Below are 24,336 nucleotides of genomic sequence, written 5' to 3'. Positions count from 1 at the left end.
CGATCAGGCCAGGTGTGGTGAGCAGCGTCCCAGAACGCCGAACGACCCCGCACCGCGTGTTCCGGCCGGGGTCGCGAGGCTCAGCGCGAAGGGGTCAGCCCCAGCGCTTGACGTTGCGGGATTCCGCGTCCTGGTAGTTCTGGTTGGCGCTCTCCAGCGCCCGGCCGATCTGGCCGAGCACACCCTTGAGGTCGCCGTAGGAGGAGTCCCAGCGCTGCTGGTGCACCTGCCACGCCTCGGAGGCCTTGCCGGACCAGGTGGCCGCGGTGGGGGCCAGGTTGGCCTTGAGGTCACCCAGCAGGCGCTCCAGCTCGGTGGTGGTGGCGCGCACCTTCTCGGCGGTGTTGCCCAGCTGCTCGAAACTGACTTCGATTTCGCCGCTCATCGTCTTCGCTCCCGTTTTCCCGCGCTCAGCCCAGCTCGTTCTGGATCTTGCTCAAGCCCGCAGACTGCGTCTCTTCCTGCTGGGCGTAGCCCCGGTGCATGTTGTCCAGATTGGACGCGATGTCATTCAGCGCGAGGTTCAGCTTGAGGGCGTCCTGGTCCCACTGGTCCATGAGCCCGTCGAACGCCTTGGCCGCGTCACCACGCCAGAACGACTTCACGTCCTGGACGGCCTGGCGCAGCATGCGCAGCTGGTTGTCCACATCGCCGTTGACCTTGCGGACGTCCTGGGCGGCGCGCCGCATCTCCTCCAGTGAAGCGCCGTAACTCATGTGCGCTCTCCCCTTACGACCTGTTCAGTGGTATCCGGGAGCCCCTCGGAGTGGGAACCCGCCGACATCGTGTCAGACGCACTGGGGGGCCTGTGCGGTTCCCGGGAAATTCGTCACCCGGAAAAACCAGTGTTCACACAGGGTGAGGACACCCGGAACGGGGGTCAGCGCAGGTGCGCGTCGAACCAGTTGAGGGTGCGCTGCCAGGCGTCGGCGACCGCGGCCGGGTCCTTGGCCCCGCTGTCCTCGACCGGCCCGGGGTAGCGCACCACGTCGGTGGCCACCTCGGCCTCGGCGGCGGCATCGCGCAGCTTGGCCACGTCCTCGGCCGGGATACCGGTGCCCGCCTCGCTGTAGATGCCCAGCCACGGACAGGTCAGTTCACCGGCCACCTCGACCAGCGAGGGCAGCCCGTCCGAGAGCGGCGCGATGATGCCGCCGCCGTTGATGGTCACCGCCGCGCCCAGGGTGCGGCTGGCCGCGACCACCAGTGCGGCCGAGCCGCCGAGGCCGAAGCCGACGATGCCCATCCGGTCGACGGCCACCTGCCGCTGGGCCAGCCAGGAGAAGGCGGCGTCGGTGTCGGCCAGCACGGACTCGCCAGAGAGCCTGCTCACCTTGTCCGCCACCCGGTCGTCGTCCTCGGAGTCGATCTGCTCGTCGTCGCCGTCACGGTGGTAGAGGTGTGGGGCGACGGTCAGCCAGCCCTCCTCGGCCAGGCTGGCGGCCAGCCCGCGGACCGCGTCGGTGACGCCCCTGGCCTCGTGCAGCAGCACCAGTCCACCCCGCACCACCCCGTCCGGCTCGGCCACGGTGCAGCGCAGTTCGCTGCCGTCGGTGAGCAGCAGCGTCTCGGTGCGGGTCTGCGTCATGGACTCACCCAATCACGCGAGGGTGAACAGCAGTCAACGTGACCAACCATACGGAGCAATTCCGGCGAGCCCGCGTGTTCACCAGGTGACAACTTTCCCTGGACCAGCGGTGTCCCCCAGTTAGGCAACGACCAAGTGGGGGATTCATGAAGGTCAGGCTGTTTGCCCTCGCCACGCTGTTACTGCTGGGTACGAGCGCGTGCACGGTGCGCTTCTACACCAGCACAACGGAAATCACCCCGACGGCGGCACCGGATCCGGCCGCGGCGACCTGGCTGGCCAAGTCCTGCGCGCTGAGCCTTCCGGTGGTTTCGCAGAAGCAGCAGCGGGTAAAGGAACTGGACGAGTCGGCGCTGCCGGAGGAACGCGCCCGGCAGTTCGCCCGGTTGTACCGCGACATGGCGGGCTGGCACGAGACCGCGCGCAAGGCCCACCTGGACTTCATCGAGCCGGGCCCGGACGGTTCGGCGCCGTTCCGGCTGCACTGGATCGCCCTGCACGAGGAGAACCAGCGGGTGCTCACCGAAGTGGCCCCGATGCTGGAGCGCGCGAAGATCACGGCCGAGGCGGATCTGAAGCTCGTGCGGACGGATGTGGACGCGATCATCGACCGCAGCGAAAAGGGGCGGGTCCAGCGCAACCGTCAGCTGAGCCGCGAGTTGCCACCGGGATTCGTGGCCGCCTTCCACACGGTGCCGGCATGCAAGAAACTCGGCTGACCCGCCGGTACGGGTGGCAGGCCATCCTGCTCGTCCTGGTGAGCCTCACGCTGGGTGTGCTGGGTGCGGTGGCCTTCAACCACAATCCGCGGCCACCGCGCGGCGAGATGGACAAGCCCCTCCGGGGCTACTCGGGCGGTCCGGTGGACCAGGTCCTGGCGGGCTGGCTCGGCCAGGCGTGCGGGATGAGCGCGACCATCGTCGACCTGCGGGCCCAGCGTGCCAAGGAGATCGACCGGGCGGGCGGGGCCGAGCCGCTCCGGCGGCAGCTGGCCGGGTTCTATCGCGACCTGGCCGGCTGGCACGACACGGTGTGGCGGGCGCACCGCCGGTCCACCGAGCGGGTGACGACGGGCGTGGTGGAGTTCCGGGAGCACCTGCTCAACCAGCACGAGGCGCAGCTGACGGCGCTGCGGGACGCGCTGGCCATCCTGGAATCCGCGCAGGCCACCGGTGTCGGGGCGACGTGGCGGGCGATCACGACGGCGGAGGAACGGGTCCGGGCCGCGGACCAGGCGAACCTCGTGCGGGGCCGGGCCTTCATCCGCTCCCGGCTCGGTCTGCTCCCGGCCACCTTCCAGTCCGTGCCCGCGTGCGTGCGGCTAGGCTATTGACGACTACCGGAAACAGGTTGAATAATCGGTAGCCACGGGAAGGGGTGGGCCATGTCGATCGTGACCGAGACCCAGCAGTTGCGGGACCTCTTCGCCGAGATCGAGGTGATCGAGGAGGTCGCCGAGACGTTGCCGCGCAACGATGATCGGCGATTGCGACTGCTCAGCCTCGCCGAGAAGCGGCTGGCAGGGGCGTTGCCGGTGCGGCCTGCGGTGGCCGGGGAGCTGCTGGAGCTGACCGAGAAGACCGTGCGGGCCTGGGCGAGTGAGGGCGTGCTGACCATCGCGCAGGTGGATCCGACGTTGCGGATCGATGTGCGGCGGCTGCACCAGGTGCGGTTGCTGGTGGAGGATCTGCGGCAGGCCGGGCGTAGCCGGGGGTTGCTGGAGGAGGTGCACCGGCGGCTCAGCGATCAGGCGTTGCTGGACCGGCTGGACCTGGCCGAGAGCCTGGCCCAGATGGACCGCGGCGAGGGACGCGTCGTGCGGCGGGTGTGACCACCCGGAACCCATGCCCATCACCGTCATCGAGACGCCGGTCGCCGTTGCCCAGGTGGCCGCGCTGCGTGGTCCGTCCAAGCGGGCCTACGAGCATTTCCTGGACGAGCTGAGCCACCGCGCCTGCGCCGCGCTGTCCTACCGGGTGACCGGGCCGGAGCCGTTGCCACGGTTGTGCGTGCGGCATCTGTGGGGCGCGGACCGGGTGGTGGTCGCCTTCAACGACGCCGACTCCGCCTACGTGCTGCTGGTCGGCCCGCACGACACCGATCCGGACCAGGACGTCTACGAGCTGCTCTACCGGCTGGCCGGGGTGCGGCCCTCGGACAGCACCAAGCGCACCAAGCCGAGTTGCTGCGATCCCAGCACCGGGACCACCCCGACCGCGGAGACCCAGATCGTGGACGACCTGTGCCGCCGGGCCAGGGTGATCTCCCGGTCCCGCAGGCGGTTCTAGCCGAGGCGGCGCAGGGTGAAGGTGTCCACGGGCTTACCTGCGAGCAGGGTGCCGAGGCGGCCGTCGAGCACGTAGCTGCCGTGCGGGGTGCCCGCGACGGTGGTCGGCTCGGTGTCGGCCCACGGCTCGGCGCGGCGGGTGACCTGGGCCGAGCGCCAGCCGTCGGTGGAGCGCAGGGTCCGGACCGCGACCCGGCCGGGGGCGGAGAGCTTGTTGGTGACCACGGTGAGCGAGCCGTCCGGGCGCAGGTCGAGGCCGTCGCCGCCGACCAGGGGTTCGGGCAGGGTGACCTGGGTGAGCGCGGCCGGGTTGGTCAGCGGGATCTTCCACAGCTCGCCGGTGGCGTAGTTGACCGCGAGCAGGTGGCCGCGCGGGTGCCAGACAATGCCGTTCATGCCGATGCCGTTGGTGAGCAGGCGCGGATCGCGCACCAGCACCGAGGCCCGGCCGTGCACGTCCACCCGGTAGATCGCGTCGCTGAACGGGTCGGTGACGTAGGCGTTGCCCGCCTGGTCGATGGCCAGGTCGTTGGCGGCGTGGTCACCGGCGCCGATGGCCAGGTCGACCAGGTGCAGCAGGCGGCCGGTGCGCAGGTCGAAGACGCCGATGCCGGAGGACTTCTTGATCGTCTCCGGGGTGGAGCGCACGCCGAGGCCGAAGTCGCCGTAGGCGGTCAGCACCCGGCCGCGGGCCGCGTCCACGTGCACGCCGAAGGTGGAGATCATCCGCGGGTCCGCGGCCAGGGTGCGCACCTTGCCGTCCGGGCGGACCACCGACACGGTGCCGTGGCGCAGTGAGCTGACCAGGAAGGACCGCCGCAGCGGGTCCCAGGCCACGCCCTCGGGGTGCAGTTGGGCGGCACTGGCGGAGATCACCGCGGGTAAGCCTGCCTGCGTCGCACCGGCCTGCGCGGGCAGGACCAGCACCGATCCGGTGGCCACGGCCAGGGTCAGCAGTGCCCGTCGCCCGATCATCAGCTTGCTCATGTTGCTCCGTCCACTGTTCTTCATCAGGACTCGGAATGTAATCAGTACCCTGATGCTCGTCAACAGGCGAACAGATATTCGATGGACGTACCATCAGCGCATGGGCATGCCGATGGACGAGCGCCTTGGCGGCGACATCAAGCGCGTCGAGCACGAGCTGATGGGCGTCAAGCAGGCGGTCATCCGGCCGGTCGGCCTGACCGTGGCGCAGTACGCGGCCCTGCTGGTGCTCTCCGAACGCCCCGGCATCTCCGCGGCCGAACTGGCCCGCCGCTGCCGGGTCACCCCGCAGACCATGACCACCATCCTGCGGAACCTGGAGTCGGCGGCGCTGATCGAGCGCGCCCCGCACGAACTGCACCGCAACGTGCTGGAGACCCGGCTCACCGAGGCCGGCCGCACCGCCTTCGAGCAGGCCGACAAGCACGCCAGCGCAGTCGAACGCCGCCTGGCCGCCGAATTCACCGACACCGAACGCGACACCCTGCGCGCCCTGCTGGCCCGCTGCTCGGCGGTGCTGACCGCACCGGACATCAGCGGCTGACCGTCAGTCCACTGTGGACGCCCGGTCCGGGGCGGCACCTGAAGTTCCGCGATTGCGCTGATCCGGCAGGCCGCGCTGCCCTAACGTCCGCCGCATGGCGAGTAACGCGATCGTGGTCCTCAAGGGCCGGGGCGGGACTTTCCGACTGGGGAAGTCGGAGATCGAGGTCTTCCGCGGCGGACTGAGCAAGCGGGTGCCACTGGCCGCGCTGACCGGTCATCAGCGGTCCGGGCGGAGCGTGGTGCTGACCACGGCGACGGAGACCTACGAAGTACACGGCGGCAACGACGCGTCGGTGACGGCCTTCACCGAGGCGCTGGAGCGGGCGATGCGCCGGGTCGAGCACGATCCGGCGGCCGCCGTCACCAGCACCACCAAGCCAGGCAGGCCAATGCACTGGGCGGCCAAGGTGGCGCTGGGCGCGGGCGTGGCGGTGCTGTTGCTGGTGTGGTGGGCGGGACTGCAGAACGGGCTGATCATCGCGGCCGGCTTCGGTGTGCTCTGCGGGCTGGCCACGGTGGCGCTCTTCGGCCTGCGCGGGGTGTGGCGCTGGCTGCTGCGCGACCTCTGGGTGCTGCGCAGGCGCGGGGTCACGGTGGCCGGCGAGATCACCGGCTACCGGCACAGTTCCAGCGACCAGACCAAGTACGCCAAGCTGCGGTTCGTCACCGCCACCGGCCGGTCGATGGAGGTCGAGTCGGCGGCCTTCGTCTTCCTGCGGCGGCGGCCGGGCCCGGCGGACATCACCTACGACCCGGAGAACCCCAAGCTGGCCACGGGCCAGCCCGCGATCGGCCACCTGCTGGCAGGCATGTTCAGCGGGGTGCTCTGCCTCGGGCTGCTGGCGGCCGCGGTGACCGGCATCGTGCTCATGGTGCTCACCGGGCTCGGGCTGTACCGGTAACGAACTCCGGCGGGCCGTCCCTGGTCAGGGGGCCCGCCGGGCTGGCGGAAGCGGAGGGATTTGAACCCCCGGACCCGTTAAGGTCTCCCGCTTTCAAGGCGGGTGCATTCGGCCGCTCTGCCACGCTTCCGAGAGGAGAGATTAGTCGGTCCTGGTCGAGGGCGTGCTACTGACCGGACAGGTGGGCCTGGACCTTCTCGAAGACCCTGGCCAGCGCGGCCTGTTCGGTGGGGGTGAGCAGGTCGATCAGGTGCGCGCGGACGCCGTCGACGTGGGTGGGGGCCGCGGTGCGCAGGCGGTCCATGCCGGGCTCGGTGAGCTGGGCGAACACGCCGCGGCCGTCGCTGGGACACTCCGTCCTGGTCACCAGGCCCGCGCGTTCCAGGCGGGTGATCTGGTGGGAGAGGCGGCTCTTGGAGCTGGCCACGTCGCCGGCGAGCTGGCTCATCCGCATCCGGTGTTCGGGCTGTTCGGAGAGGCGGACCAGGATCTCGTAGTCGGCCAGGGTCAGGCCGTGCCCGTCCTGGAGTTCGCGGTTGAGCTGGTAGGCCAGCAGCTGGCTGCCGATGATGTAGGTGCGCCAGGCCCGCATCTCCGGGGTGCTCAGCCACCTTGGTTCGGCGTGCGGCTCGGGGGTCACCGGTCCAGGCTATTGGTTTCCCGGCCGCGCGCTGTTCATCACGACGCGACCACACCACTGGTGTACCGCCCTTGACACGAGGCAGACTCCTCGGCCGGGCTTCGCACCGCGCGGCCGCCCGGAGGAGGGACAGCGACACATGAGCAATCCAACCCGGCTGCCGCGCCGGGCGGGGATCCTGGCCGTGGCCGTGCTGGCCGTGGCCGGACTCACCGCGGGCACCGCGGCGGCGACGCCGGCGAACTGGGGCGGCACGGACGTCCGGTTGATCGCCTTCAACGACTTCCACGGCAACCTGGAGCCACCGGCCGGGTCATCAGGGCGGATCACCCTGTCCGACGGCAAGCAGGTGGAGGCCGGTGGCGCGGCCTACTTCGCCAGCCACCTCAAGGCGCTGCGCGCGCAGGCCCGCAACTCGGTGCTGCTCTCCGCCGGGGACAACGTGGGCGCCTCGCCCACCACCTCGGCGCTCTTCCACGACGAGCCGACCATCGAGTTCATGAACAACATCGGGGTGGCCGCCAGCGCGGTGGGCAACCACGAGCTGGACGAGGGCTACGCCGAGCTGCAGCGCATGCAGCGCGGTGGCTGCCACCCCACCGACGGCTGCCAGTTCCGCGATCGCTTCCGCGGCGCCCGGTTCCCGATCCTGGCCGCGAACATGACCTTCGAGAAGGACAACCGGCCCGCCGCGCTGCCGTTCACCATCACCTGGGCCGGTGGTTTGCCGGTCGGCGTGATCGGGGTGCCGCTGGAGGACCTGCCCAGTGTGGTCTCCGCCGAGGCGATCAAGGGCCTGAAGTTCGGCGATGAGGTCGAGGCGATCAACCGGACCGCGAACACGCTGGACCGCTTCGGGGTCAAGGCGATCGTGGTGCTGCTGCACCAGGGCGACAACACCGAGGGCGGCGGCCCCAACGACTGCCGCACCACCCCCGGCCCGGCGCGGGAGATCGCGCAGAAGGCCTCGGCCAAGGTGGACGCGATCTTCACCGGGCACAGCCACCAGCAGTACGTCTGCTCGATCAACGACCCGGCTGGCAACCCGCGGCCGGTGCTGCAGGGCGCCTCGTTCGGGCGGATCCTCTCCGCGGTGGACGCCCGGATCGACTGGCGCACCAGGGACATCGTGCGGTCCTCGGTCAAGGCGTTCAACACCGTGGTGACCCGGGACGTGCCCGAGGATGCCAAGACCAAGGCGCTGGTGGACGAGGCCAAGGCCAAGGCGGCGCCGATCGCGAACCGGCCGATCGGCTCGATCACCGCCGACGTCACCCGGATCGGGGTGGCCTCCGGCGAGTCCCAGCTCGGCAACCTGATCGCGGACTCCCAGCTGGAGGCGTCGAAGGTGGCCGGGGCGCAGCTCGCGCTGATGAACCCTGGCGGTGTGCGCACCGACCTGACCTTCACCTCCTCCGCGGCGGGTGAGGGCAACGGCGTGGTCACCTACGGCGAGGCATACGCGGTGCAGCCCTTCGGCAACATCCTGCAGACCATCTCGCTGACCGGCGCACAGCTCAAGGCGGTGCTGGAACAGCAGTGGCAGCAGGGCCCGGCCGGGATCGTGACCAGGGTGCTCCAGCCCTCCAGCACGCTGAAGTACTCCTGGTCGGCCGGTGCGGCACTGGGCAACAAGGTCTCCGGCATCACGGTGGCCGGGCAGCCGGTGGACCCGGCGGCCAAGTACCGGGTGACGGTGAACAACTTCCTCGGCGGCGGTGGCGACGGCTTCACCGAGCTGACCAAGGGCACCGAACTCGTCGGCGGCGCGATCGACCTGGACGCCTTCACCGGCTACCTGGGCGCGCACCCGAACCTGGCGCCGCCGGCCACCGACCGGATCACCGCCAAGCCCTGATCACTGTTGCGGCGCAGGGCCTTCCAGCGACAGGAGGGCCTTGCGCAGCAACGCCGCGAGCTGCTGCTGTTCCTTGGCCGAGAGCCCGGACAGCAGGTCCCGCTCGGTCTCCATGTGCGGCACCAGCACCTGCTCGGCCATGGTCACCCCGGCCTCGGTGAGCCGCACCAGCACGCCCCGCCGGTCGGCCGGATCGGGCTCGCGGGTGAGCAGTCCGCGCGCGGCCATCCGGTCGATCCGGTTGGTCATCGCCCCTGAGCTGATCATCATCGAGGCCATGAGCTGCCCCACGGTGAGCCGGTAGGGCGCACCGGCCCTGCGCAGCGAGGCGAGCACGTCGTACTCCCAGTGGGCCAGCCCGAACCGGGCGAAGTTGGCGCCGATCCCCTTGTCCAGCAAGGCGTGCAGCCGCGCGGTGCGACCGACGATGCCGACCGGGCTGACGTCGAAGCCCGGTTTTTCCCGCGCCCACTGCTCGATGATCACGTCCACCGCATCCCGCATCCCCGGGATTCTATCTTGACGTCGAGACACCTGCTGCCGTACAAATCTCGACGTCGAGATACTTGACGTCGAGATACCTGGGGTCCGCATGTCCGCACTGCTGGCCAGGACCGCGATCGCGCCGGTGCTGTGGGGCACCACCTTCCTGGTGGCCGCCGAACTGCTGCCGGCGAGTCCGCTGTGGAACGCGTTGTTCCGCGCGCTGCCCGCCGGGCTGGTGCTGCTCGCGCTGCGGCCGGGCCTGCCGCGCGGGGACTGGTGGTGGCGGGCGCTGGTGCTGGGCGCACTGCACATCGGGGTGTTCTTCACGCTGCTGTTCGTCGCGGCGCAGCGGCTGCCCGGCGGGGTGGCGGGCACGCTCGGCTCGGTGCAGACGGTGCTGGTCATCGGCCTGGCCGCGCTGGTGCTGGCCGAGCCGGTGCGGGCGGCGCAGTTGCTGGCCGCGCTGACCGGGATCGGCGGGGTGGCACTGCTGGTGCTCAACGACGAGGCGGGGCTGGACCTTCTCGGCGTGCTGGCCGGACTCGGCGGCGCGGTCAGCGTGTCCTGCGGGATCGTGCTGAGCCGCCGGTGGGGCCTGCCGCCGGGAGTCAGCGGACTGACGTTGACCGCCTGGCAACTGCTCGGTGGCGTGGTGATCCTGCTGCCGGTGGCGCTGCTGGTCGAGGGCGCTCCGCCCGCGCTGGACGGCGAGGCGCTTGGCGGGCTGCTGTGGTTGTCGCTGGTGGCAACCGCGCTGGCGCACTCGCTCTACTTCGCCGGGCTGCGCCGGATCCCGGCCGGCGCGGTGGCGCTGATCAGCCTGCTCACCCCGCTGACCGCGACCCTGCTCGGCTGGGCCGTGCTGGACCAGCGCCTGACCGGCCTGCAACTGCTCGGCGCGGCGCTGGTCCTCGGCTCGGTGCTGCTGGGTCAGGCGAGCAGGTCGACCCAGACCAGGTGGTGGTCGGAGGTGTCGTTCAGGCGGGCCAGCGGTGAGCGCGCGGTCGGCCAGAAAACACCCGCGGCCAGCGGGAACAGCGGCCGGGAGGGCAGCACGTAGTCGATCCGCAGGTTGCCGGGGGCCTTGTCGTTGAAGTCCCCGCTGTCCAGCCAGGACGGACCGCGCTGACCGACGTTCGCGCCGCCCTGGTCCCTGGCCGCCTCGATCGCGCCCAGGCTGCCCGGCTTCGGGTCGATCACCTTGGGCGCGTTGAGGATCTGCCGGATCGCGTTCTGGTAGCTGTCGCCGTCGACCGGGTCCGCGTTCTGGTCGCCCGCGATCACGAACCGCTCCCCCGGCTTCAGCCCGCCGCGCTTGCCCGCGTCGTCGTAGAGGTAGCCACCCTTGCCAGGGGTGACGTAGTCGGCCCAGAGCCGGATCTCGTCGTGGTTGCGACGGCCGTTGCGGTCCTCGGGGCCGTCGAAGGTGGGCGGGGTCGGGTGCGAGACCAGGAAGTGCGTGGTCTTTCGCCCGATCCGGATCGGCAGGTCCCAGTGCGATTTGGAGGAGAGCCGGAACACGCCCAGCTCCTCAGGGGAGTACCAGCCCTCGGGCAGCACCGCGCCCGGCATGTCCTGCCAGCGGAAGTTCTGGAAGGTGCGCACCGCGGCGGTGTCGATCGGGTACTTCGAGAGCACCACCATGCCGTACTGGCCGGGGAAGAGCCCGAAGCCGAAGGCGTCGTCCCCGCCGCCGACCTTGCCGTCGTTGTTCAGGTCGAACCCGGACGGGACGCCGGTGTTGACCGGCGCGGTGTAGGCGTGCGGGTAGTCGATCGGGCGCGCGCCCTGCTGGCCGACCGCGAGGTAGTTGCGGCGGAACAACTCAACCGCGCGGTTGCCGCTGACGTAGTCGAACTCGTTGATCAGCAGCACGTCCGGCCGCACCCGCTGGATCACCTCGGCGGCCTTGCGGGCCTGCGGGTTGTCCGGGGTGGCCAGGTGCGCGAGCAGCTCGCCGTCGGCGTTGCGGTTGAGCGAGGCGTTGAACGTGGCGAAGCGGACCGCGCCGGGGATGTGGGCACGGTCCTGCGTGGCCTGCGCGGTTGGCGCGAGCACACCGGTCGCCACGGCCAGCGTTGCCGCCAGCACGAGCAGTCGACGCATCCGGATCACGGACACCTCCCTTTCCGATGGGGCACCCTTCCACTCGCGAACGACCGGTGGTTGAGCGCAGGATGAACACCAGCTGGCCTATCTTCGGCGACGAGCGGGAGTTGTGGTGCGTTTCAACGAGGACGCCGAACTGGATGTGTCCCAGGTCGAGGACCTAGGCGGGTCCGGCGGGGGTGGTATCGGCGGGCGGGTGGCGATCGGCGGTGGCGGCCTCGGCGTGCTCGGTGTGCTGATCTGGTTCCTGTTGTCCCAGTTCGGCGGTGGTGTGCTGCCCGCGGCGCCGGGTGGCGCGGCGGACCGGGACACCGTGCCGCGCGGCGGGATGATCAACAACACCAAGCTCGCGGAGAAGTGCAAGACGGGCGCGGACGCCAACCGCAACCAGGATTGCGCGGCCATCGCCTCGATCAACTCGATCCAGGGCTACTGGACCGACGTGTTCGCCCGTTCCGGCCGCACCTACCGCAGGGCCACCACGAACTTCTTCAACGGCGCGGTGAGCACCCGCTGCGGCAACGCGGACTCCTCGGTCGGCCCGTTCTACTGCCCCGGCGACAGCGAGGTCTACATCGACCTGAGCTTCTTCCAGGAGCTGCGGGACCGCTTCGGCGCGGCGGGCGGCACCTTCGTCGAGGCATACGTGCTGGCGCACGAGTACGGCCACCACGTGCAGAACCTGCTGGGCACCTCGGCCCAGGTGCGCGGCAACGCCACCGGGCCGACCTCGGGTTCGGTGCGGCTGGAGCTGCAGGCCGACTGCTACGCCGGGGCCTGGGCCAACCACGCCAAGACGGTGGCCACCGCCTCCGGCAAACCGCTGATCGCCGAGATCACCGACGACGACGTCAAGCGGGCCCTGGACGCGGCCGCGCGGATCGGTGACGACTTCATCCAGTCCCAGCTCAACGGGCGCAAGCCGGATCCGAGCCAGTTCAGCCACGGCAGCTCCAAGCAGCGGCAGAAGTGGTTCACCACCGGCCTGCGCACCGGCAACCCGACCTCCTGCAACACCTTCGACCGCAATGTGGACCTGGGTTAGGCGCCGAGCAGCTCCCGGCAGGCGTCCAGGCCCTCGACCTCGAGTGTCCAGTCCGGCCGGACGAACTCGGCGGCGGGCAGCCGCAGGCCGATCTCGGTGGCCTGCTGACCGCGCCGGGCCACCAGCTTGGTGCCGTTCTCCCGGTAGCCGAGCCGACGGCTGACCGCGCGCGAGGCGGCGTTGTCCGCGAACGCCTCCGATTGGGCCTGCACCGCGCCCAGGTGGTCGAAGGCGAAGGCCAGCACGGCCGCGCGCATCTCGGTGCCCAGGCCCTGGCCCTGGTGGTCCTGGCCGAGCCAGGAGCCGGTGCGCACCTCGCGGGTGATCGCGAACTCCTCGCCGGTCAGGCCTTGGGTGCCGATCACCCGGCCCTGGTGCCGGACCAGGAAGCTGATCGTCCACTTGGCCGGGCCGAGTTCGGCGCGCTGCCGCCAGTTGTACTGGACCACGCCCAGTTCCAGCTCGCCCGGCGCCTTGTCGGTGAACGGGACGATGAAGGGCATGTCGCCGGGCGGGTGGATGCCGCGACCGGCCAGCTCGGCCAGTTCCAGCAGGCCGGCGTCGTCATCGGGGCGCAGTTCCAGGCGCGGGGTGCGCAGCACCAGCCTGCGTAGTGGCCACGGGTCCATGTCAGGCTCCCAACAGTTCTCGGCAGGCCTCCAGGCCCTCGACCTGGAGTATCCAGTCCGGCCGGCGGAACTCCGCCGGGGTCAGGCGCTGGTCGACCTGGAGGGCGATCTTGTCCCGTTGCAGGACGCGACGGGTGCCGTTGTCCCGGTAGCCGAGCTTGCGGCTGACCGCGCGGGATCCGGCGTTGTTCACGAAGGCCGCGGCGTGCGCGTGCGTGGCGCCGAGGTGGTCGAAGGCGAAGGCCAGCACCGCGGCCCAGGCCTCGGTGCCGAAGCCCTGACCCTGGTGTTCCAGGCCGTACCAGCAGCCGCAGCTCACCTCGCGCAGCTCGGCGAAGTCCTGCGCCATCAGGCTCTGGGTGCCGATCACCCGGCCCCGGTGCCGGACCAGGAAGCCGAGGTCCCAGCTCGCCGCGGTGTGCCCGGCGCGCAGCCGCCAGCGCTGCTGCAGCGCGCCCAGGCTCATCTCCGCGTGCGGCAGATCCGTCCACGGCATGGAGAAGGGCATCTCCTCCGGCCGGTGCACACCCCGGCGGGCCACCTCGAGCAGCTCCAGCATTCCGGCGTCGTCATCCGGGCGCAGCTCCAGGCGCGGGGTGCGCAGTACCAGGTGGCGGAACGGCCAGGGGTCCATGCCCGGATCGTCCGGGATGGCGGACTGCCCCGCCACCGAATTGGGTCTAGCTTCAGGGCATGTACGCGATCAGTATCCGCGAGCCCGGTGGTCCAGAGGTGTTGCGCTGGGCGCCGAGGCCCGATCCGGAGCCGGGTCAGGGCGAGGTCGTCATCGACATCGTCGCGGCCGCGGTGAACCGGGCCGACCTGTTGCAGCGTCAGGGCTTCTACCCGCCGCCGCCCGGGGTGACCACCGTGCCGGGGCTGGAGTGCTCCGGCCGGATCGCCAAGGTCGGCAAGGGTGTGACGCAGTGGCAGGTCGGCGATGAGGTGTGCGCGCTGCTGGCCGGTGGCGGTTACGCCGAGCGCGTGGCGGTGCCCGCGGTGCAGGTGCTGCCCGCGCCCAAGGGCGTCGACCTGGTGACCGCGGCCGGGCTGCCCGAGGTGACCTGCACGGTCTGGTCCAACGTGGTGATGCTGGCCGGGCTGGCCGCCGGGGACACCTTCCTCGCGCACGGCGGTGCCGGTGGCATCGGGACCTGCGCGATCCAGATCGGCAAGGCGCTGGGCGCGACGGTCGCGGTGACCGCCGGGACGCCCGAGGGCCTGGCCGAATGCGCCCGTCTGGGCGCGGACATCACGGTGAACTACCGCGAGCAGGACTTCGTCGAGGTGGTCAAGGAAGCCACCGGTGGCAAGGGCGCGGACGTGGTGCTGGACAACATGGGCGCCTCCTACCTGGCGCGCAACATCGACGTGCTGGCGGCGGGCGGTCGGCTCGTCGTGATCGGCATGCAGGGCGGCCGCAAGGCCGAGCTGGACCTGAGCAAGCTGCTGGCCAAGCGGGCCAGCGTGGCCGCGACCGGGCTGCGCGGCCGTCCGGTGGACGGGCCGGGCAGCAAGGCCGAGGTGGTCGCGGACGTGCGTGAGCGCCTGTGGCCGCTGGTCGAGGAGGGCAAGGTCACCGTGGTCGAGCACGCCAGGGTGCCGATGCAGGAGGCAGGCGAGGCGCACCGGCTGCTGGAGGCCGGCGGCGTGGTCGGCAAGATCCTGCTCGTGCGCGGGTGAACGGAAACCTGCCCATCGGTGCGATGTAACTAACTAGTTGGTTGACAGCCGTGGACCGCGGGTGTTCCCTGGTGGCATGAGCAGAATCTGGCTTGTCACCGGCAGCTCCCGCGGTCTCGGGCGGGAGATCACCAGGGCCGCGCTGGCCCGCGGCAACCGGGTGGTCGCCACCGCGCGACGACCTGAGGACCTGGCCGAGTTCACCGAGACCTACGGCGACGCGGTGCGCGCCACCTCGCTGGATGTCACCGACCCCGCCGCGGCACGGGCCGCGGTCGAGCTGGCCGTGCGCGAGTTCGGCGGCCTGGACGTGGTGGTCAACAACGCCGGCTACGCCAACAGCGCGGCCTTCGAGGAGACCCCGGAGGATGACTTCCGGGCCCAGGTGGAGACCAACCTGTTCGGCGTGGTCAACGTGACCAGGGCGGCGTTGCCGGTGCTGCGCGGGCAGCGGTCCGGGCACATCGTGCAGATCTCCTCGGTCGGCGGCCGGGTCGGCGGTTCACCTGGGCTTTCGGCGTACCAGACGGCCAAGTTCGGGGTGGCGGGCTTCTCCGAGGTGCTGATCAACGAGCTGGCGCCGCTGGGGGTGAAGGTGACCGTGGTGGAGCCGGGTGGTTTCCGCACCGACTGGGCCGGACCGTCGATGCGGATCGCCGAGCCGGGACCGGACTACGCGGAGACGCTGCGGATGATGACCGACTACCGCGAGCAGCGGGCGGGCCGGGAGCCGGGCGATCCGGCCAGGGCCGGCCAGGTGATCGCGGACCTCATCGAGCACCCTGATCCGCCGCGGCGGCTGCTGCTGGGTTCGGACGCGCTGACGGTCACTGTGACGGCGAATGAGCGGCAGATGGCCGAGGCGCAGGCGTGGGCGCAGGTCAGCCGGTCCACCGATTTCCCGGCCTAGCCGGGGTCCATCACGCCGATGGCCAGGCGGGAGCCGGTCGGGTCGGCGCGGAAGCGCAGCCCGAACTGCTCCTGCCAGCGGGTGAGCACGGTCAGCTCGCCTGGCCGGTCGACGTCGTCGAGCAGGATGGTCGCGCCGGGGGCGAGGGCCCAGCGCAGCACCGGCAGCGCCGGGTAGCGAGCCAGGTCCTTGCCCGGTTCGAAGGCAGGCGGGCCGTCCACCAGCAGCAGGTCCACCAGGCCGAAGCGGTCGACGTAGGCCATCACCTCGTCGTGCACGAGCTGCGGGGTGTACCAGTGCAGTGCGCCGACCGCGGCCGGGTGACCGCTGAGCGGGGTGTGCACCACCCTGGCGATCTGGTGCAGGCCCTCCCGGCGGAGCTGGGTGTTGACGAAGGCGGCCCAGCGCTCGTCGTGTTCGAGCGAGAGCAGGTGGCCGAAGCCGCGGCGGGCCAGCATCCGGGCCACCACCACCGAGGAGGAGCCGCTGCCGCATTCCAGCAGCACGGTCCGGTTGCCGATCATGGCCTCGTCCAGCACGGCGGTCAGCCCGGACGGGCGCAGTGAGGCGTCGCCGAAGGGCAGGTACTCGGTGAGCAGCGGCGCGAGCTTGTGCCAGGCGGCCAGGTCGCCCATGGCCCGCGCGAGCGAGTCGTTCAACCAGCCTCCATGCGGCCCGGCTCAGCGCAGTTCGGCGACCGCGCGCACCAACTGATCAACCTCGGCCGCGTTGGTGTAGTGGGCCAGACCGACCCGGATCGCGCCACCGACCTCGCCGACCCCGAGTGCGGCGAAGACGCCATTGTGCCCGGAGTCGTGGAAGGCGCACACCCCGCGTTCGGCCAGATGTTCCACCGCCTCCCAGGCTTTGGCGCCGGTGATGGTGAAGGCGAGGGAGGGCACCCTGCGCATGGCGTCGCCGATGACCATGACGTGCCGCATCGAGCGCAGCTCGTTGATCAGGTTGGCCAGCAGGCCGGCCTGGTATGCCTTGACCGAGCCGAGTGAGGTGAGCAGGCGTTCCCGGCGCGGGCCGATGGCGGCGTCGTCGAGTCCGGCCAGGTAGTCCACTGAGGAGACGAGTCCGGCCAGCAGCGGGTAGGCGTGCGGGCCGAGTTCGAGGCGTTCCGGGCCGCGGGCGCCGTGTTCGAGGGCGGCCGAGGGCAGCCGGTCGAGCAGGCTGGCGTCCCGGAAGGCGAGTGCGCCCACCGGCGGGCCGCCCCAGGCGGAGGCGGACACGGCGACCACGTCCGCGCCCATGGACAGCACGTCCAGCGGCACGAACGGGGCGGCGGAGGAGGCGTCGACCACGACCAGGGCGCCGTGTTTGCGGGCCGCGTTGGCCACGTGCCGGACGTCAGGGCGGGTGCCGACGGCGCCGGAGGCGGCGGTGATGGCCACCGCCTTGGTGCTGCCGGTGATCAGTCCGTCGTACTGCCAGGCGGGCAGTTCGCAGGTCTCGATGTCGATCTCGCCCCAGCGCACGCTGCCGCCCGCGCGCTGTGCGGCGCGTACCCAGGGTGAGACGTTGCCGGGGTGGTCGAGCCGGGAGACGACCACTTCGTCGCCGAGCATCCAGGCTTCGCCGAGGGCGTCGGCGAGGCGTTGCAGCAGGACGGCGGAACTGGGTCCGAGGACCACGCCGGCCGGGTCGCAGCCGACCAGGTCGGCTACGGAGCGACGGGCCGCGTCCACGATCGCCTCTGCCCGCTGTGAGGCCGGAAATATTCCGCCCGGCCCGGACACCGGGGCGCGCAACGCGGTGGATACCGCGGTCGCCACCTGTTCGGGTACCTGCATACCCGCTGGTGAATCGAGGTGGACCCACCCGTCGCCCAGCGCGGGGAACAAGCCCCGTACCCGAGCGACGTCGTACGCCATGAAAGACACCGTACGGAGGACGCCAAATCGCCTGAACCCCGGGGTTACCTGGTGACCGCGGGTAGGCGACGGTTCGGGGTATCCGGGTCGCATTCGGCCACCAAGGCGAGCGAGGATGTGCACATGAACCAGCCCAACGACAGCGAGCAGCAGGTCGTGGTCATCGGACCGGACGGCACGCCCATCGGCACCGCGCTCCCGTTCGGCGCCTCGGTCACCGACGGTGACGGGGAGCAGCCGGGGAACGATGTGAGTGACATGGTCGAGCAGCCTGCCAAGGTCATGCGGATCGGCACCATGATCAAGCAGCTGCTCGAGGAGGTGCGGGCCGCGCCGCTGGACGAGGCGAGCCGCAACCGCCTGCGGGAGATCCACAAGTCCTCGATCACCGAGCTGGAGCAGGGCCTGGCGCCCGAACTGCGGGACGAGCTGGAGCGGCTGTCGCTGCCGTTCAACGACGACGTGACGCCATCGGACGCGGAGCTGCGGATCGCCCAGGCCCAGCTGGTCGGCTGGCTGGAGGGGCTCTTCCACGGCATCCAGACCGCGTTGTTCGCCCAGCAGATGGCCGCGCGGGTGCAGCTGGAGCAGATGCGCAGGGGCGCGCTGCCGCCGGGCAAGGGCGGCGAGACCGAGGGCGGGCACCTCGGCGGCGGCGGTGGGCAGTATCTCTGACCCATTGTCAGGCTAATTGAAAATGATTATCGTCCCCTCCTGAAGTGACCTTCAGGAGGTAGGACGACATGCTGAAATCCCTCACCGCGGTGGCGGCGGCGTTAGCCATGACCGCGTCAGCCGCACCCGCGGTCGCGGCCCCGTCCGGGGCCCGGGTGCTGGTGGCCGACCAGCACGCGGCCACCGTGCACGTGCTCGACCCGGCCACCGGTCGGGTGACCGGCTCACTGCCCGACCGGGTGCTCAACGACCACGCGGGCGTGGTGACCCTGCCGGACGGCCGCGCGATCTTCGTCGACGACCGCAACCACGCCCTGGTGGTGCTGCAGCTCAGCGGCACGCCGAAGGTGCTGGGCACCGCGCCGGTGGACGGCGAGGTCGCACACCTGACCGTGGACCCGGCAGGCGGCTACGCGGTGGTCAGCAGCGCCGCCCACCACGAACACGAGGAACCGGCCGCCCCGCACGCGGAGGGCGCCCACCTCACCGTGGTGGACCTGCGGACCTGGCAGACCAAGGAGGTCCCGGTGGCCGCCGGTGAGCCGGGGGTGCTCATCGACGCCGCCACCGACTCGGTCCTGCTGCGCAACGACGACCCCGCCGCGGTCCAGGCCTTCCCCCGCCGCGCCCTGCTGGCGCACACCGGCGAGGCGCCGCTGTCCCCCGCCCGCTCGGCCGAGATCGGCGCGCACGGCCACGGCGAGGCGTTCTCCGCCCGGCACCGGGTGATCGCCGCCGCCACCGAACGCGGCCTCGACCTGCTGCCCACCCACCCCGACGGCACCTTCGGCCCCGCCCGCACGGTGCCATGGAACATCTCCGGCCGCACCGGCGGCCGCGCCTTCTACCTGCGCCTGGCCGACGACAGCCGCACCGTGGCCAGCTACGTCCGCGACGACCGCGCCACCGACTGGACCCAGTGGACCGAGGACGCCTACCTGACCAACGCGACCACCGGCGAAGCCCACCGGATCCCCCTTGGCACCGGCTACCTGTACCGCTTCGGCCTGTCCGACAGCCTGGCCGGGTACGTGGTGCAGGGCGGCCGCACCGATGAACTGGTGCTGGTGGACCTGGGCACCGCGAAGGTGACCGGGCGGGTCGACCTGGGGACGCTGCCGGGTGGGCCGCAGGGCGGTACGGAGCCGTTCAGCGCGCAGGGACGGCGGGTCGCGCTGACCGATGACGGCGGGCGGGCGTTCGTGACCGCGGGCGGTCAGGGGCGGGTGGATGTGGTGGACACCGCGGGCAGGCGGATCCGCGGCACGCTGAAGCTGCCCACCGCGCTGACCGGCGGCGGGTCGGTGGCGGTGTGGGAGCCCGGGGTCCGGCACGCGGACCTGGTGGGTCGCTAAGGCCCGACGGCCAGCGCGTGCAACACGCGCTGGCCTCCGTGCCAGGCCCGGATCCAGCACCCCACCGGCCGGACCGACAACCCCGCGGCGGTGGCCAGCAACCAGGCCCGATGCACAGCCATCCCCGCCCGCACGAAGTTCAGCGGTTCGGGCTCGCCGGTGGCCAGGAGCAGGAGTTCGGCCTTGGCGAGTTCCGGTTGCCCGCACGAGCTGCCAGCCAGTTCCGCGGTTGGCCGGATCGCGATGAGTCCGTGCTCCGGCAAGGAGATCGGGCCGCGGGTTGGCCAGGGGGCGGTGTGGCGGGTGCGCAGGGTTTCCGGGGTGACGGCGGGGGGTTGCCAGGGCAAGGGGGTGGCTGGGTGGGTGCTCAGTTCGGTGAGGGCGGCTTCGATCAGGGGCAGGGCGGGTGGGTCCGGGAGGGGGGCCGGGGTTGGGCTTTCGGGTTGCTCGCCTGTGGACAGTCCTAAGTGGACTGTTGCGAGTGGGTATTCGCCGTGGCGTGGGGGTTGTGGGGTGAAGGTGGCTTTGGCGGGGATGCCGAGGGTGTGGGCGGCGGTGAGGATGGCGGCGAGGGCGTGGCCGAGGTCTAGCAGGAGGACGGGGAGGGCGCGGGGGCCGTAGCGCCAGGTGGTGCGTTGTGGTTGCAGGGCAAGGGTGATGGTGTTGGCCGGGGGGCCGTGCAGGGTGTGGGTGATGGGGTCGTAGTAGGCGGGGCCCAGGTAGGCGTTGACGGGGTAGCGGCCGCCCGCTGAGGGGACCCGGCGGAGGCGGACGCCGCCGACCTTGCGTGCCGGGTCGCCTGCCAGGGAGAGGTCGAGTAGCGCGCCGAGGCCGGGGGTGGGGTGGCGTGGGAGGTCCTGGGCCGGGCCTGGTGGGAAGCGGCGGCGGCTGGGTGGCCAGTTCTCCAGGATGGTGGGGCCGGGGTCGGCGCCGGTCCAGGCTGCGGTGAGAGCCTGTTCGATCGCGGTCACAGGAACGGGGGCGGGTCCAGGACCAGGCCCTCCGGACCGGCCAGTGGACTGGCTGCCGGGGCCCAGCCGCGGGCGCGCTGTACCTCGCGCCAGCGGGGCAGGCCGAGGTAGCGGAAGGCCGCCGGGGCGTTGGGGACCAGGCCGGTGGCGGCGACCCGGAGGACTCGCCACGGGGTTTCCGCGACGTCCGGGGTGGTCAGGTCGACGGTGGCCACCCGGCAGCCTTGGGCGCGGAGGCTTTCCTGGAGTTCGGGGAAGGTGCCGACGGGGAGGTCGGCGGCGGTGATGTGGGTGCCGGGGTTGGTGAAGCGGTGGAGCAGGGATTCCTGGGTTCTGGGGTCGAGCCAGATCTGGGGTTGGGCGCCCAGGTCGCGGACTCGGGCGAAGTGGGGGCCGGCGTTGTCGCGGTAGTGGCGGTCGGCGCGGTGGTCCAGGTACAGGCCCTTGGCCAGGATGCCGGCTTTGATCGTGTCGAAGACCCAGCCGTCGGGTTCGAGCAGGCCCAGGGTGAAGACCCAGGTGTGGATGGCTTCCATGGCGGCCTTGGCGCAGGCCTCGGCCGGGTCGAAGCGGGCCGCGCCGCCGCCGGCGACGATGCCGGTCTCCTCGTCGATGGCCACCGCGGCGACGCAGGCGACCGGGTGTTCGGTGGGGAGTTCGACCAGGTGGATCTTGAGGCGGGTGCCGGCGAGGTCGGCTCGCAGGCCGGGGACCGAGTCCAGGGCGATGCCTCTGCTGGGGGCGTCCAGGTGCCACCAGAGTTCCAGGGCGTCGCGTTCCAGGAGTTCGAGCAGGCCGCGGCGGTGGGCGTCGGGGGCGTCCGCGCCGGTGGCGATGCCTGCGTAGTTGAGGTGGTGCAGGCGGGGTTCCCGCCTGCGTTCGCCGGTGAAGTAGTTGAGGTAGACCCAGGAGGCGGGCAGCCAGCAGGGGTCGCCGTCCTCCTCGCCGCGGGTCCACAGCAGCTCGGTGTCCGGGGTGAATTCCTGGTACGGGAAGCCGGGTTCGCGGTGTTGCCAGGGGGCGAAGAACGGCAAGTCGGCGGGGCCGAAGTGGCGGTGGCCCTCGGCGGCCAGGGTGGCCGCGGTGGTGCGGCGCAGGCGGGGATCGTCGAGTGGGGGCAGGCGGTTGCCGCAGTAGCGTTCGACGGCCTCGCCAAGGGCGGCGACCCTGGCGCCTTCGACGTCGCCGAAGGTGGTGCCCAGGCTGACCCGGTCCGCGGGCCAGGCGCCCAGGCGGCGGGCGTCGGAGACCTCGGCGGTGACGCCGCGGTAGCGGTGCGGCAGTCCGGGCACCGGCGCGACGTCGACGAACCGGCGCACGATGCCGGTGAGCGGGTCGACCATGGTCTCCGGCGGCAGGCTCACCGGACCACCTCCTCGATCAGGTTCGCCGCGGCCACCGCGTCGGTGGCCGTGGCCAGGGGCAGGGTGAACTCGGCTGCCAGGACCTCGCGGCGGCTGGGGCGCAGCTCGATCGCGTCGACCGGGTCCACGCCGGTGTGCGGGTTGCGGGCGTGCCGGGGCCAGTGGTGGCCGGCGATCTCCAGCCGCAGCCGGGTTCCCGGCGGCAGCTCGACGCCGAGTGGGCCCAGCTCGGCGGTGCGCTCGACCGGGTGGCCGGGTGGGGCGGTGTCGCGGAAGATCACGTGCGCGAGCTGCCGGTTGTCCTCCACTGTGGACAGTCGGAGCAGCCAGTCGTTGTCCGGGGTGTCCGCGCGCAGCCGCAGCCGGACGCCGATCCGGCCACGCAGCACGCCGCCGGGCAGCGGGGCGGAGTGCAGCAGGGCACGGTCCGGGCGGTTGGCGTCGATGCCCAGGTCGGCGGCGGGGGCGCGGGAGGGGAACGGGTTCGTGGGGTCGGCGGTGAACACGCCGCGGGCCACGGACAGCTGGTGGGTGGGGCCGGTGCCGGTGGGCCAGTGGGACCAGTGGTCGCCGGTGGCGATCCAGGCGCGGTGACCGGTCTGGGTGTCGGCGAGGGCGGCGTGGGCGAAGGCCAGGTAGAGCGCGCCGATCCGTTTACCTGCCAGGGCGGCGCCCGGGGCGTGGCTGTCCAGGAGGTGGCCCCAAGGGCCCAGGACCAGGCGGGACGGGCCGCCCCAGGTCGCGGCCAGTTCGGCGGTGTCGGCGGCGAAGGGGTCGTGCACGCCGCCGATGGCGAGCAGGGGGACCTCGCAGTGCGGGAGTTCGGACCAGAGTGGGCCGCGGCGGGGGGCGGACCAGAGTTCGGGCCAGCCGGGCTGGTCGACCAGGTCGCGGACGGGCAGGTGGGTGAGGTCGAGGTCGGCCGGTGGGCGGGGCCGGCCGGTGCCGCCGTGTTCGGACCACCAGCCCGCGCGGCAGGCCAGCCTGGCCGCGCCGCCGGGGTCGCGGGCGGTTTCGCCGGGGCCCATGGCCGGGACGGCGGCGATCACCCCGGCTACCGGGGCGGTGCGGGCGGCGGCGGTGACCAGGGCGCAGTAGGCACCGTAGGAGGCGCCGGCGAGCAGGACCCGGCCGTCGCAGAAGTCCTGGGCGTGTACCCAGTCGAGCAGGGTGGCCCCGTCGGAGCGTTCGTGCGCGTACGGCAGGAAGGTGCCGCCGGAGCCGAATCTGCCCCGGGTATCAGCCGTTACGCAGGCAAAACCCCGGCTCGCCCAACTTTTTGCCTCGGCGTGGTTTAGCCGCTGATCGTAGGGGGAACGAAGAAGTACCACCGGAGATCGCTCACGCTCGGGAGAGCGAAACACGGTGGTAGCGAGGGGCACCTCGTCCGCGGCGGGGACGAGGTGCCCCTCTACTTCTGCGCTCACGGGGCGCAGTCCGGGACCCGGAGTACCGGGTGGTCGGTGATCGCACCGGTGTCCAGGTCGAGGACCCGCAGCCGCCGGTTGGCGGGGAGTTCGCTGGTCACCAGGGATCCGGCGGTGCGGGTGGGCTGGTCGGTCGCCCAGACGCGGAGATCCAGGGCGGCGGCGGCGAGCACCAGGTTCAGGTCGGCGGGGTCGAACTGCTCCGCGCCGGTGAGGACATCCCGCTGGGCCCAGTACGCGCTCAGGTGCTCGTGCCCGGAACCCGCGGCGGCCAGGCGGCGCAGCCGGACGTCGCGGTGCCGGACGTCGGCCGCGGTGGCGGCGACCGGTTCCAGCAGGGCGTGCCTGCCCTCGCGGCTGATCCGCTGCCAGGCGATGCCGCGATCGGGCAGCTCGTCCAGTTCGGTCCACCACTCGGGGGCTGGGCCGTCGTGCAGGGCGCAGACCGCGGCCAGGCCGTCCAGGGAGTCGGTGCCGGTCAGCAGGCGGGGCTGGGCGCCGTGGCCGCGCAGCAGGTCGGCGTAGGACTCGGCCAGGTCGTCGGCGGCCAGGATGCCGACGGTCGCGCGTTCGGTCGGCCAGCTCCGGCGCCGGCCCAGGAAGCCGGACGCGGCGAAGGCGGCCAGCTCCGGCGGGGCCTGCGCACTGCCGGACAGGGTGGCCCGCACGGCGGCGAGGACCTCCGGCGGCAGCGCGATGTCGAGCACCTCGCCCTCGGGCGAGCGCAACGCGGTCCGGTCCGCGGGCAGCCCGAAGAGCACGGCGCCCGGCGTCAGCTTGCTCATGCGCACCTCCACCACCAGCGGTGGCCCGCCGCACCCCGGGGTACGACGGGCCACCTTGAGGTCAGACCGGAATCAGTCCTGGTCGGCGAACGGGTTCTCGACCAGGGCGTTGCTGTGGCTAGCCGAGTTGTGCGGCAGCTCGCGCTCGGCCTCGACGCGCACGAAGACCTTGTCCATCTCGTACCTCCTCCAGATCGCGGTTGACCTTC

The 24,336-nt window shown here is 71.8% G+C and carries 28 protein-coding genes, 1 tRNA gene and 1 pseudogene; 13 read left to right on the top strand and 17 right to left on the bottom strand.

The features are described from left to right. Positions 1-94 precede the first annotated feature (94 nt). The 3 genes from HNR67_RS06430 to HNR67_RS06420 all read right to left on the bottom strand — a co-directional run bounded on the left by HNR67_RS06430 (position 95) and on the right by HNR67_RS06420 (position 1,588). Positions 95-385 carry a WXG100 family type VII secretion target gene (locus HNR67_RS06430; protein WP_185001178.1) on the bottom strand — a complete coding sequence of 97 codons (291 nt, stop codon included), beginning with the start codon at positions 383-385 and terminating at the stop codon, positions 95-97. A 25-nt stretch (positions 386-410) separates the two neighbouring features. Next, positions 411-716 carry a WXG100 family type VII secretion target gene (locus HNR67_RS06425; RefSeq protein ID WP_185001177.1) on the bottom strand — a complete coding sequence of 102 codons (306 nt, stop codon included), beginning with the start codon at positions 714-716 and terminating at the stop codon, positions 411-413. A gap of 164 nt (positions 717-880) precedes the next feature. Continuing rightward, positions 881-1,588, bottom strand: a complete 708-nt coding sequence (locus HNR67_RS06420) for a dienelactone hydrolase family protein (protein WP_185001176.1) — start codon at positions 1,586-1,588, stop codon at positions 881-883. A gap of 146 nt (positions 1,589-1,734) precedes the next feature. On the opposite strand from HNR67_RS06420, the gene HNR67_RS06415 reads away from it, so the two are divergent. The 4 genes from HNR67_RS06415 to HNR67_RS06400 are packed head-to-tail and all read left to right on the top strand — an operon-like array spanning position 1,735 to position 3,876. Next, positions 1,735-2,307 (top strand): hypothetical protein, encoded by a 573-nt coding sequence (locus HNR67_RS06415; RefSeq protein ID WP_185001175.1) that lies wholly within the window; start codon positions 1,735-1,737, stop codon positions 2,305-2,307. Further along, the gene (locus HNR67_RS06410) at positions 2,289-2,921 is read left to right on the top strand and encodes a hypothetical protein (protein ID WP_185001174.1); all 633 of its coding nucleotides are present in this window, start codon (positions 2,289-2,291) and stop codon (positions 2,919-2,921) included. The genes HNR67_RS06415 and HNR67_RS06410 overlap by 19 nt, the downstream gene beginning before the upstream one ends. A gap of 51 nt (positions 2,922-2,972) precedes the next feature. After that, complete coding sequence (locus HNR67_RS06405; protein ID WP_185001173.1) at positions 2,973-3,419, top strand: hypothetical protein; 447 nt, start codon at positions 2,973-2,975, stop codon at positions 3,417-3,419. A gap of 13 nt (positions 3,420-3,432) precedes the next feature. Further along, complete coding sequence (locus HNR67_RS06400) at positions 3,433-3,876, top strand: hypothetical protein (protein ID WP_185001172.1); 444 nt, start codon at positions 3,433-3,435, stop codon at positions 3,874-3,876. On the opposite strand, the gene HNR67_RS06395 is transcribed toward HNR67_RS06400, so the two are convergent. Next, a complete protein-coding gene (locus HNR67_RS06395; RefSeq protein WP_221489791.1) occupies positions 3,873-4,862 on the bottom strand; it encodes an SMP-30/gluconolactonase/LRE family protein in 990 nt (329 codons plus the stop codon). The genes HNR67_RS06400 and HNR67_RS06395 overlap by 4 nt on opposite strands. Before the next feature lie 100 nt (positions 4,863-4,962). On the opposite strand from HNR67_RS06395, the gene HNR67_RS06390 reads away from it, so the two are divergent. Both HNR67_RS06390 and HNR67_RS06385 read left to right on the top strand, forming a co-directional pair. Next, entirely contained in the window at positions 4,963-5,406 is a 444-nt protein-coding gene (locus tag HNR67_RS06390) for a MarR family winged helix-turn-helix transcriptional regulator (protein ID WP_221489790.1), read from the top strand. Positions 5,407-5,500: 94 nt separating this feature from the next. Beyond that, positions 5,501-6,310, top strand: a complete 810-nt coding sequence (locus HNR67_RS06385) for a DUF3592 domain-containing protein (protein WP_185001171.1) — start codon at positions 5,501-5,503, stop codon at positions 6,308-6,310. Positions 6,311-6,352: 42 nt separating this feature from the next. Here HNR67_RS06385 and HNR67_RS06380 read toward each other — a convergent pair. Both HNR67_RS06380 and HNR67_RS06375 read right to left on the bottom strand, forming a co-directional pair. After that, positions 6,353-6,440 (bottom strand) — tRNA-Ser (locus HNR67_RS06380). 36 nt (positions 6,441-6,476) lie between these two features. Continuing rightward, positions 6,477-6,902 (bottom strand): MarR family winged helix-turn-helix transcriptional regulator, encoded by a 426-nt coding sequence (locus HNR67_RS06375; protein WP_185010232.1) that lies wholly within the window; start codon positions 6,900-6,902, stop codon positions 6,477-6,479. Positions 6,903-7,089: 187 nt separating this feature from the next. Here HNR67_RS06375 and HNR67_RS06370 point away from each other — a divergent pair, with 187 nt between their 5' ends. Then, positions 7,090-8,808 (top strand): bifunctional metallophosphatase/5'-nucleotidase, encoded by a 1,719-nt coding sequence (locus tag HNR67_RS06370; RefSeq protein ID WP_185001170.1) that lies wholly within the window; start codon positions 7,090-7,092, stop codon positions 8,806-8,808. Here the strand turns inward: HNR67_RS06370 and HNR67_RS06365 are convergent, their stop codons facing one another. Beyond that, positions 8,809-9,312, bottom strand: coding sequence for a MarR family winged helix-turn-helix transcriptional regulator (locus HNR67_RS06365; RefSeq protein ID WP_185001169.1), 504 nt, complete (start codon positions 9,310-9,312; stop codon positions 8,809-8,811). 88 nt (positions 9,313-9,400) lie between these two features. Here HNR67_RS06365 and HNR67_RS06360 point away from each other — a divergent pair. Then, positions 9,401-10,162: pseudogene (locus tag HNR67_RS06360) on the top strand (EamA family transporter); the annotation flags it as partial. A 62-nt stretch (positions 10,163-10,224) separates the two neighbouring features. Here the strand turns inward: HNR67_RS06360 and HNR67_RS06355 are convergent. Next, a complete protein-coding gene (locus HNR67_RS06355) occupies positions 10,225-11,400 on the bottom strand; it encodes an endonuclease/exonuclease/phosphatase family protein (RefSeq protein ID WP_185010230.1) in 1,176 nt (391 codons plus the stop codon). A 115-nt stretch (positions 11,401-11,515) separates the two neighbouring features. Between HNR67_RS06355 and ypfJ the strand changes: the two genes are divergently transcribed. Continuing rightward, positions 11,516-12,448, top strand: coding sequence for a KPN_02809 family neutral zinc metallopeptidase (gene ypfJ / locus HNR67_RS06350; protein WP_185001168.1), 933 nt, complete (start codon positions 11,516-11,518; stop codon positions 12,446-12,448). Here ypfJ and HNR67_RS06345 read toward each other — a convergent pair. Further along, entirely contained in the window at positions 12,445-13,077 is a 633-nt protein-coding gene (locus tag HNR67_RS06345) for a GNAT family N-acetyltransferase (RefSeq protein ID WP_185001167.1), read from the bottom strand. The genes ypfJ and HNR67_RS06345 overlap by 4 nt on opposite strands. Position 13,078: 1 nt before the next feature. Then, a complete protein-coding gene (locus tag HNR67_RS06340; protein ID WP_312986598.1) occupies positions 13,079-13,747 on the bottom strand; it encodes a GNAT family N-acetyltransferase in 669 nt (222 codons plus the stop codon). Positions 13,748-13,770: 23 nt separating this feature from the next. Between HNR67_RS06340 and HNR67_RS06335 the strand changes: the two genes are divergently transcribed. Then, positions 13,771-14,760 (top strand): NAD(P)H-quinone oxidoreductase, encoded by a 990-nt coding sequence (locus HNR67_RS06335; RefSeq protein ID WP_185001166.1) that lies wholly within the window; start codon positions 13,771-13,773, stop codon positions 14,758-14,760. A 76-nt stretch (positions 14,761-14,836) separates the two neighbouring features. Beyond that, positions 14,837-15,670: an oxidoreductase gene (locus tag HNR67_RS06330; protein WP_185001165.1), complete on the top strand. Its 834-nt coding sequence runs from the start codon at positions 14,837-14,839 to the stop codon at positions 15,668-15,670. On the opposite strand, the gene HNR67_RS06325 is transcribed toward HNR67_RS06330, so the two are convergent. Both HNR67_RS06325 and HNR67_RS06320 read right to left on the bottom strand, forming a co-directional pair. Continuing rightward, positions 15,667-16,329 carry a class I SAM-dependent methyltransferase gene (locus HNR67_RS06325; RefSeq protein ID WP_246492470.1) on the bottom strand — a complete coding sequence of 221 codons (663 nt, stop codon included), beginning with the start codon at positions 16,327-16,329 and terminating at the stop codon, positions 15,667-15,669. The genes HNR67_RS06330 and HNR67_RS06325 overlap by 4 nt on opposite strands. 21 nt (positions 16,330-16,350) lie before the next feature. Continuing rightward, positions 16,351-17,550 (bottom strand): cysteine desulfurase-like protein, encoded by a 1,200-nt coding sequence (locus HNR67_RS06320; RefSeq protein WP_185001164.1) that lies wholly within the window; start codon positions 17,548-17,550, stop codon positions 16,351-16,353. 123 nt (positions 17,551-17,673) lie between these two features. On the opposite strand from HNR67_RS06320, the gene HNR67_RS06315 reads away from it, so the two are divergent. Together HNR67_RS06315 and HNR67_RS06310 are read left to right on the top strand one after the other, a co-directional pair. Continuing rightward, positions 17,674-18,225, top strand: a complete 552-nt coding sequence (locus tag HNR67_RS06315; protein WP_185001163.1) for a bacterial proteasome activator family protein — start codon at positions 17,674-17,676, stop codon at positions 18,223-18,225. Positions 18,226-18,293: 68 nt separating this feature from the next. Then, the gene (locus HNR67_RS06310; protein WP_185001162.1) at positions 18,294-19,580 is read left to right on the top strand and encodes a YncE family protein; all 1,287 of its coding nucleotides are present in this window, start codon (positions 18,294-18,296) and stop codon (positions 19,578-19,580) included. Here HNR67_RS06310 and HNR67_RS06305 read toward each other — a convergent pair. The 5 genes from HNR67_RS06305 to amiA all read right to left on the bottom strand — a co-directional run bounded on the left by HNR67_RS06305 (position 19,577) and on the right by amiA (position 24,304). Continuing rightward, positions 19,577-20,551 carry a nitroreductase family protein gene (locus tag HNR67_RS06305; protein WP_185001161.1) on the bottom strand — a complete coding sequence of 325 codons (975 nt, stop codon included), beginning with the start codon at positions 20,549-20,551 and terminating at the stop codon, positions 19,577-19,579. The two genes, HNR67_RS06310 and HNR67_RS06305, sit on opposite strands and share 4 nt — an antisense overlap. Beyond that, a complete protein-coding gene (locus HNR67_RS06300; RefSeq protein WP_312986594.1) occupies positions 20,548-21,915 on the bottom strand; it encodes a YcaO-like family protein in 1,368 nt (455 codons plus the stop codon). The genes HNR67_RS06305 and HNR67_RS06300 overlap by 4 nt, the downstream gene beginning before the upstream one ends. Further along, positions 21,912-23,297 carry a CocE/NonD family hydrolase gene (locus HNR67_RS06295; RefSeq protein WP_312989528.1) on the bottom strand — a complete coding sequence of 462 codons (1,386 nt, stop codon included), beginning with the start codon at positions 23,295-23,297 and terminating at the stop codon, positions 21,912-21,914. The genes HNR67_RS06300 and HNR67_RS06295 overlap by 4 nt, the downstream gene beginning before the upstream one ends. Positions 23,298-23,338: 41 nt before the next feature. Beyond that, the gene (locus tag HNR67_RS06290; protein WP_185001159.1) at positions 23,339-24,127 is read right to left on the bottom strand and encodes a hypothetical protein; all 789 of its coding nucleotides are present in this window, start codon (positions 24,125-24,127) and stop codon (positions 23,339-23,341) included. Positions 24,128-24,199: 72 nt separating this feature from the next. Then, positions 24,200-24,304: a streptamidine family RiPP gene (amiA, locus tag HNR67_RS44145; RefSeq protein WP_246492469.1), complete on the bottom strand. Its 105-nt coding sequence runs from the start codon at positions 24,302-24,304 to the stop codon at positions 24,200-24,202. Between the last annotated feature and the right edge of the window lie 32 nt (positions 24,305-24,336).

This window comes from Crossiella cryophila (assembly GCF_014204915.1).
GTDB classification, from domain to species: domain Bacteria; phylum Actinomycetota; class Actinomycetes; order Mycobacteriales; family Pseudonocardiaceae; genus Crossiella; species Crossiella cryophila.
The sequence above is the reverse complement of the archived record's forward strand: the minus strand, read 5'-3'. Positions and strand labels throughout refer to the sequence as shown.

Excerpts from the sequence above, each read along its gene's own strand:
- HNR67_RS06405 (WP_185001173.1), top strand. The coding sequence starts at position 2,973 with ATGTCGATCGTGACCGAGACCCAGCAGTTGCGGGACCTCTTCGCCGAG.
- amiA (WP_246492469.1), bottom strand. The coding sequence starts at position 24,304 with ATGGACAAGGTCTTCGTGCGCGTCGAGGCCGAGCGCGAGCTGCCGCAC.
- HNR67_RS06390 (WP_221489790.1), top strand. The coding sequence starts at position 4,963 with ATGGGCATGCCGATGGACGAGCGCCTTGGCGGCGACATCAAGCGCGTC.
- HNR67_RS06420 (WP_185001176.1), bottom strand. The coding sequence starts at position 1,588 with ATGACGCAGACCCGCACCGAGACGCTGCTGCTCACCGACGGCAGCGAA.
- HNR67_RS06370 (WP_185001170.1), top strand. The coding sequence starts at position 7,090 with ATGAGCAATCCAACCCGGCTGCCGCGCCGGGCGGGGATCCTGGCCGTG.
- HNR67_RS06375 (WP_185010232.1), bottom strand. The coding sequence starts at position 6,902 with ATGCGGGCCTGGCGCACCTACATCATCGGCAGCCAGCTGCTGGCCTAC.
- HNR67_RS06320 (WP_185001164.1), bottom strand. The coding sequence starts at position 17,550 with ATGGCGTACGACGTCGCTCGGGTACGGGGCTTGTTCCCCGCGCTGGGC.
- HNR67_RS06330 (WP_185001165.1), top strand. The coding sequence starts at position 14,837 with ATGAGCAGAATCTGGCTTGTCACCGGCAGCTCCCGCGGTCTCGGGCGG.
- HNR67_RS06410 (WP_185001174.1), top strand. The coding sequence starts at position 2,289 with ATGCAAGAAACTCGGCTGACCCGCCGGTACGGGTGGCAGGCCATCCTG.
- HNR67_RS06425 (WP_185001177.1), bottom strand. The coding sequence starts at position 716 with ATGAGTTACGGCGCTTCACTGGAGGAGATGCGGCGCGCCGCCCAGGAC.
- HNR67_RS06395 (WP_221489791.1), bottom strand. The coding sequence starts at position 4,862 with ATGAGCAAGCTGATGATCGGGCGACGGGCACTGCTGACCCTGGCCGTG.
- HNR67_RS06385 (WP_185001171.1), top strand. The coding sequence starts at position 5,501 with ATGGCGAGTAACGCGATCGTGGTCCTCAAGGGCCGGGGCGGGACTTTC.
- HNR67_RS06345 (WP_185001167.1), bottom strand. The coding sequence starts at position 13,077 with ATGGACCCGTGGCCACTACGCAGGCTGGTGCTGCGCACCCCGCGCCTG.
- HNR67_RS06315 (WP_185001163.1), top strand. The coding sequence starts at position 17,674 with ATGAACCAGCCCAACGACAGCGAGCAGCAGGTCGTGGTCATCGGACCG.
- HNR67_RS06400 (WP_185001172.1), top strand. The coding sequence starts at position 3,433 with ATGCCCATCACCGTCATCGAGACGCCGGTCGCCGTTGCCCAGGTGGCC.
- HNR67_RS06335 (WP_185001166.1), top strand. The coding sequence starts at position 13,771 with ATGTACGCGATCAGTATCCGCGAGCCCGGTGGTCCAGAGGTGTTGCGC.
- HNR67_RS06365 (WP_185001169.1), bottom strand. The coding sequence starts at position 9,312 with ATGCGGGATGCGGTGGACGTGATCATCGAGCAGTGGGCGCGGGAAAAA.
- HNR67_RS06290 (WP_185001159.1), bottom strand. The coding sequence starts at position 24,127 with ATGAGCAAGCTGACGCCGGGCGCCGTGCTCTTCGGGCTGCCCGCGGAC.
- HNR67_RS06310 (WP_185001162.1), top strand. The coding sequence starts at position 18,294 with ATGCTGAAATCCCTCACCGCGGTGGCGGCGGCGTTAGCCATGACCGCG.
- HNR67_RS06355 (WP_185010230.1), bottom strand. The coding sequence starts at position 11,400 with ATGCGTCGACTGCTCGTGCTGGCGGCAACGCTGGCCGTGGCGACCGGT.
- HNR67_RS06430 (WP_185001178.1), bottom strand. The coding sequence starts at position 385 with ATGAGCGGCGAAATCGAAGTCAGTTTCGAGCAGCTGGGCAACACCGCC.
- HNR67_RS06415 (WP_185001175.1), top strand. The coding sequence starts at position 1,735 with ATGAAGGTCAGGCTGTTTGCCCTCGCCACGCTGTTACTGCTGGGTACG.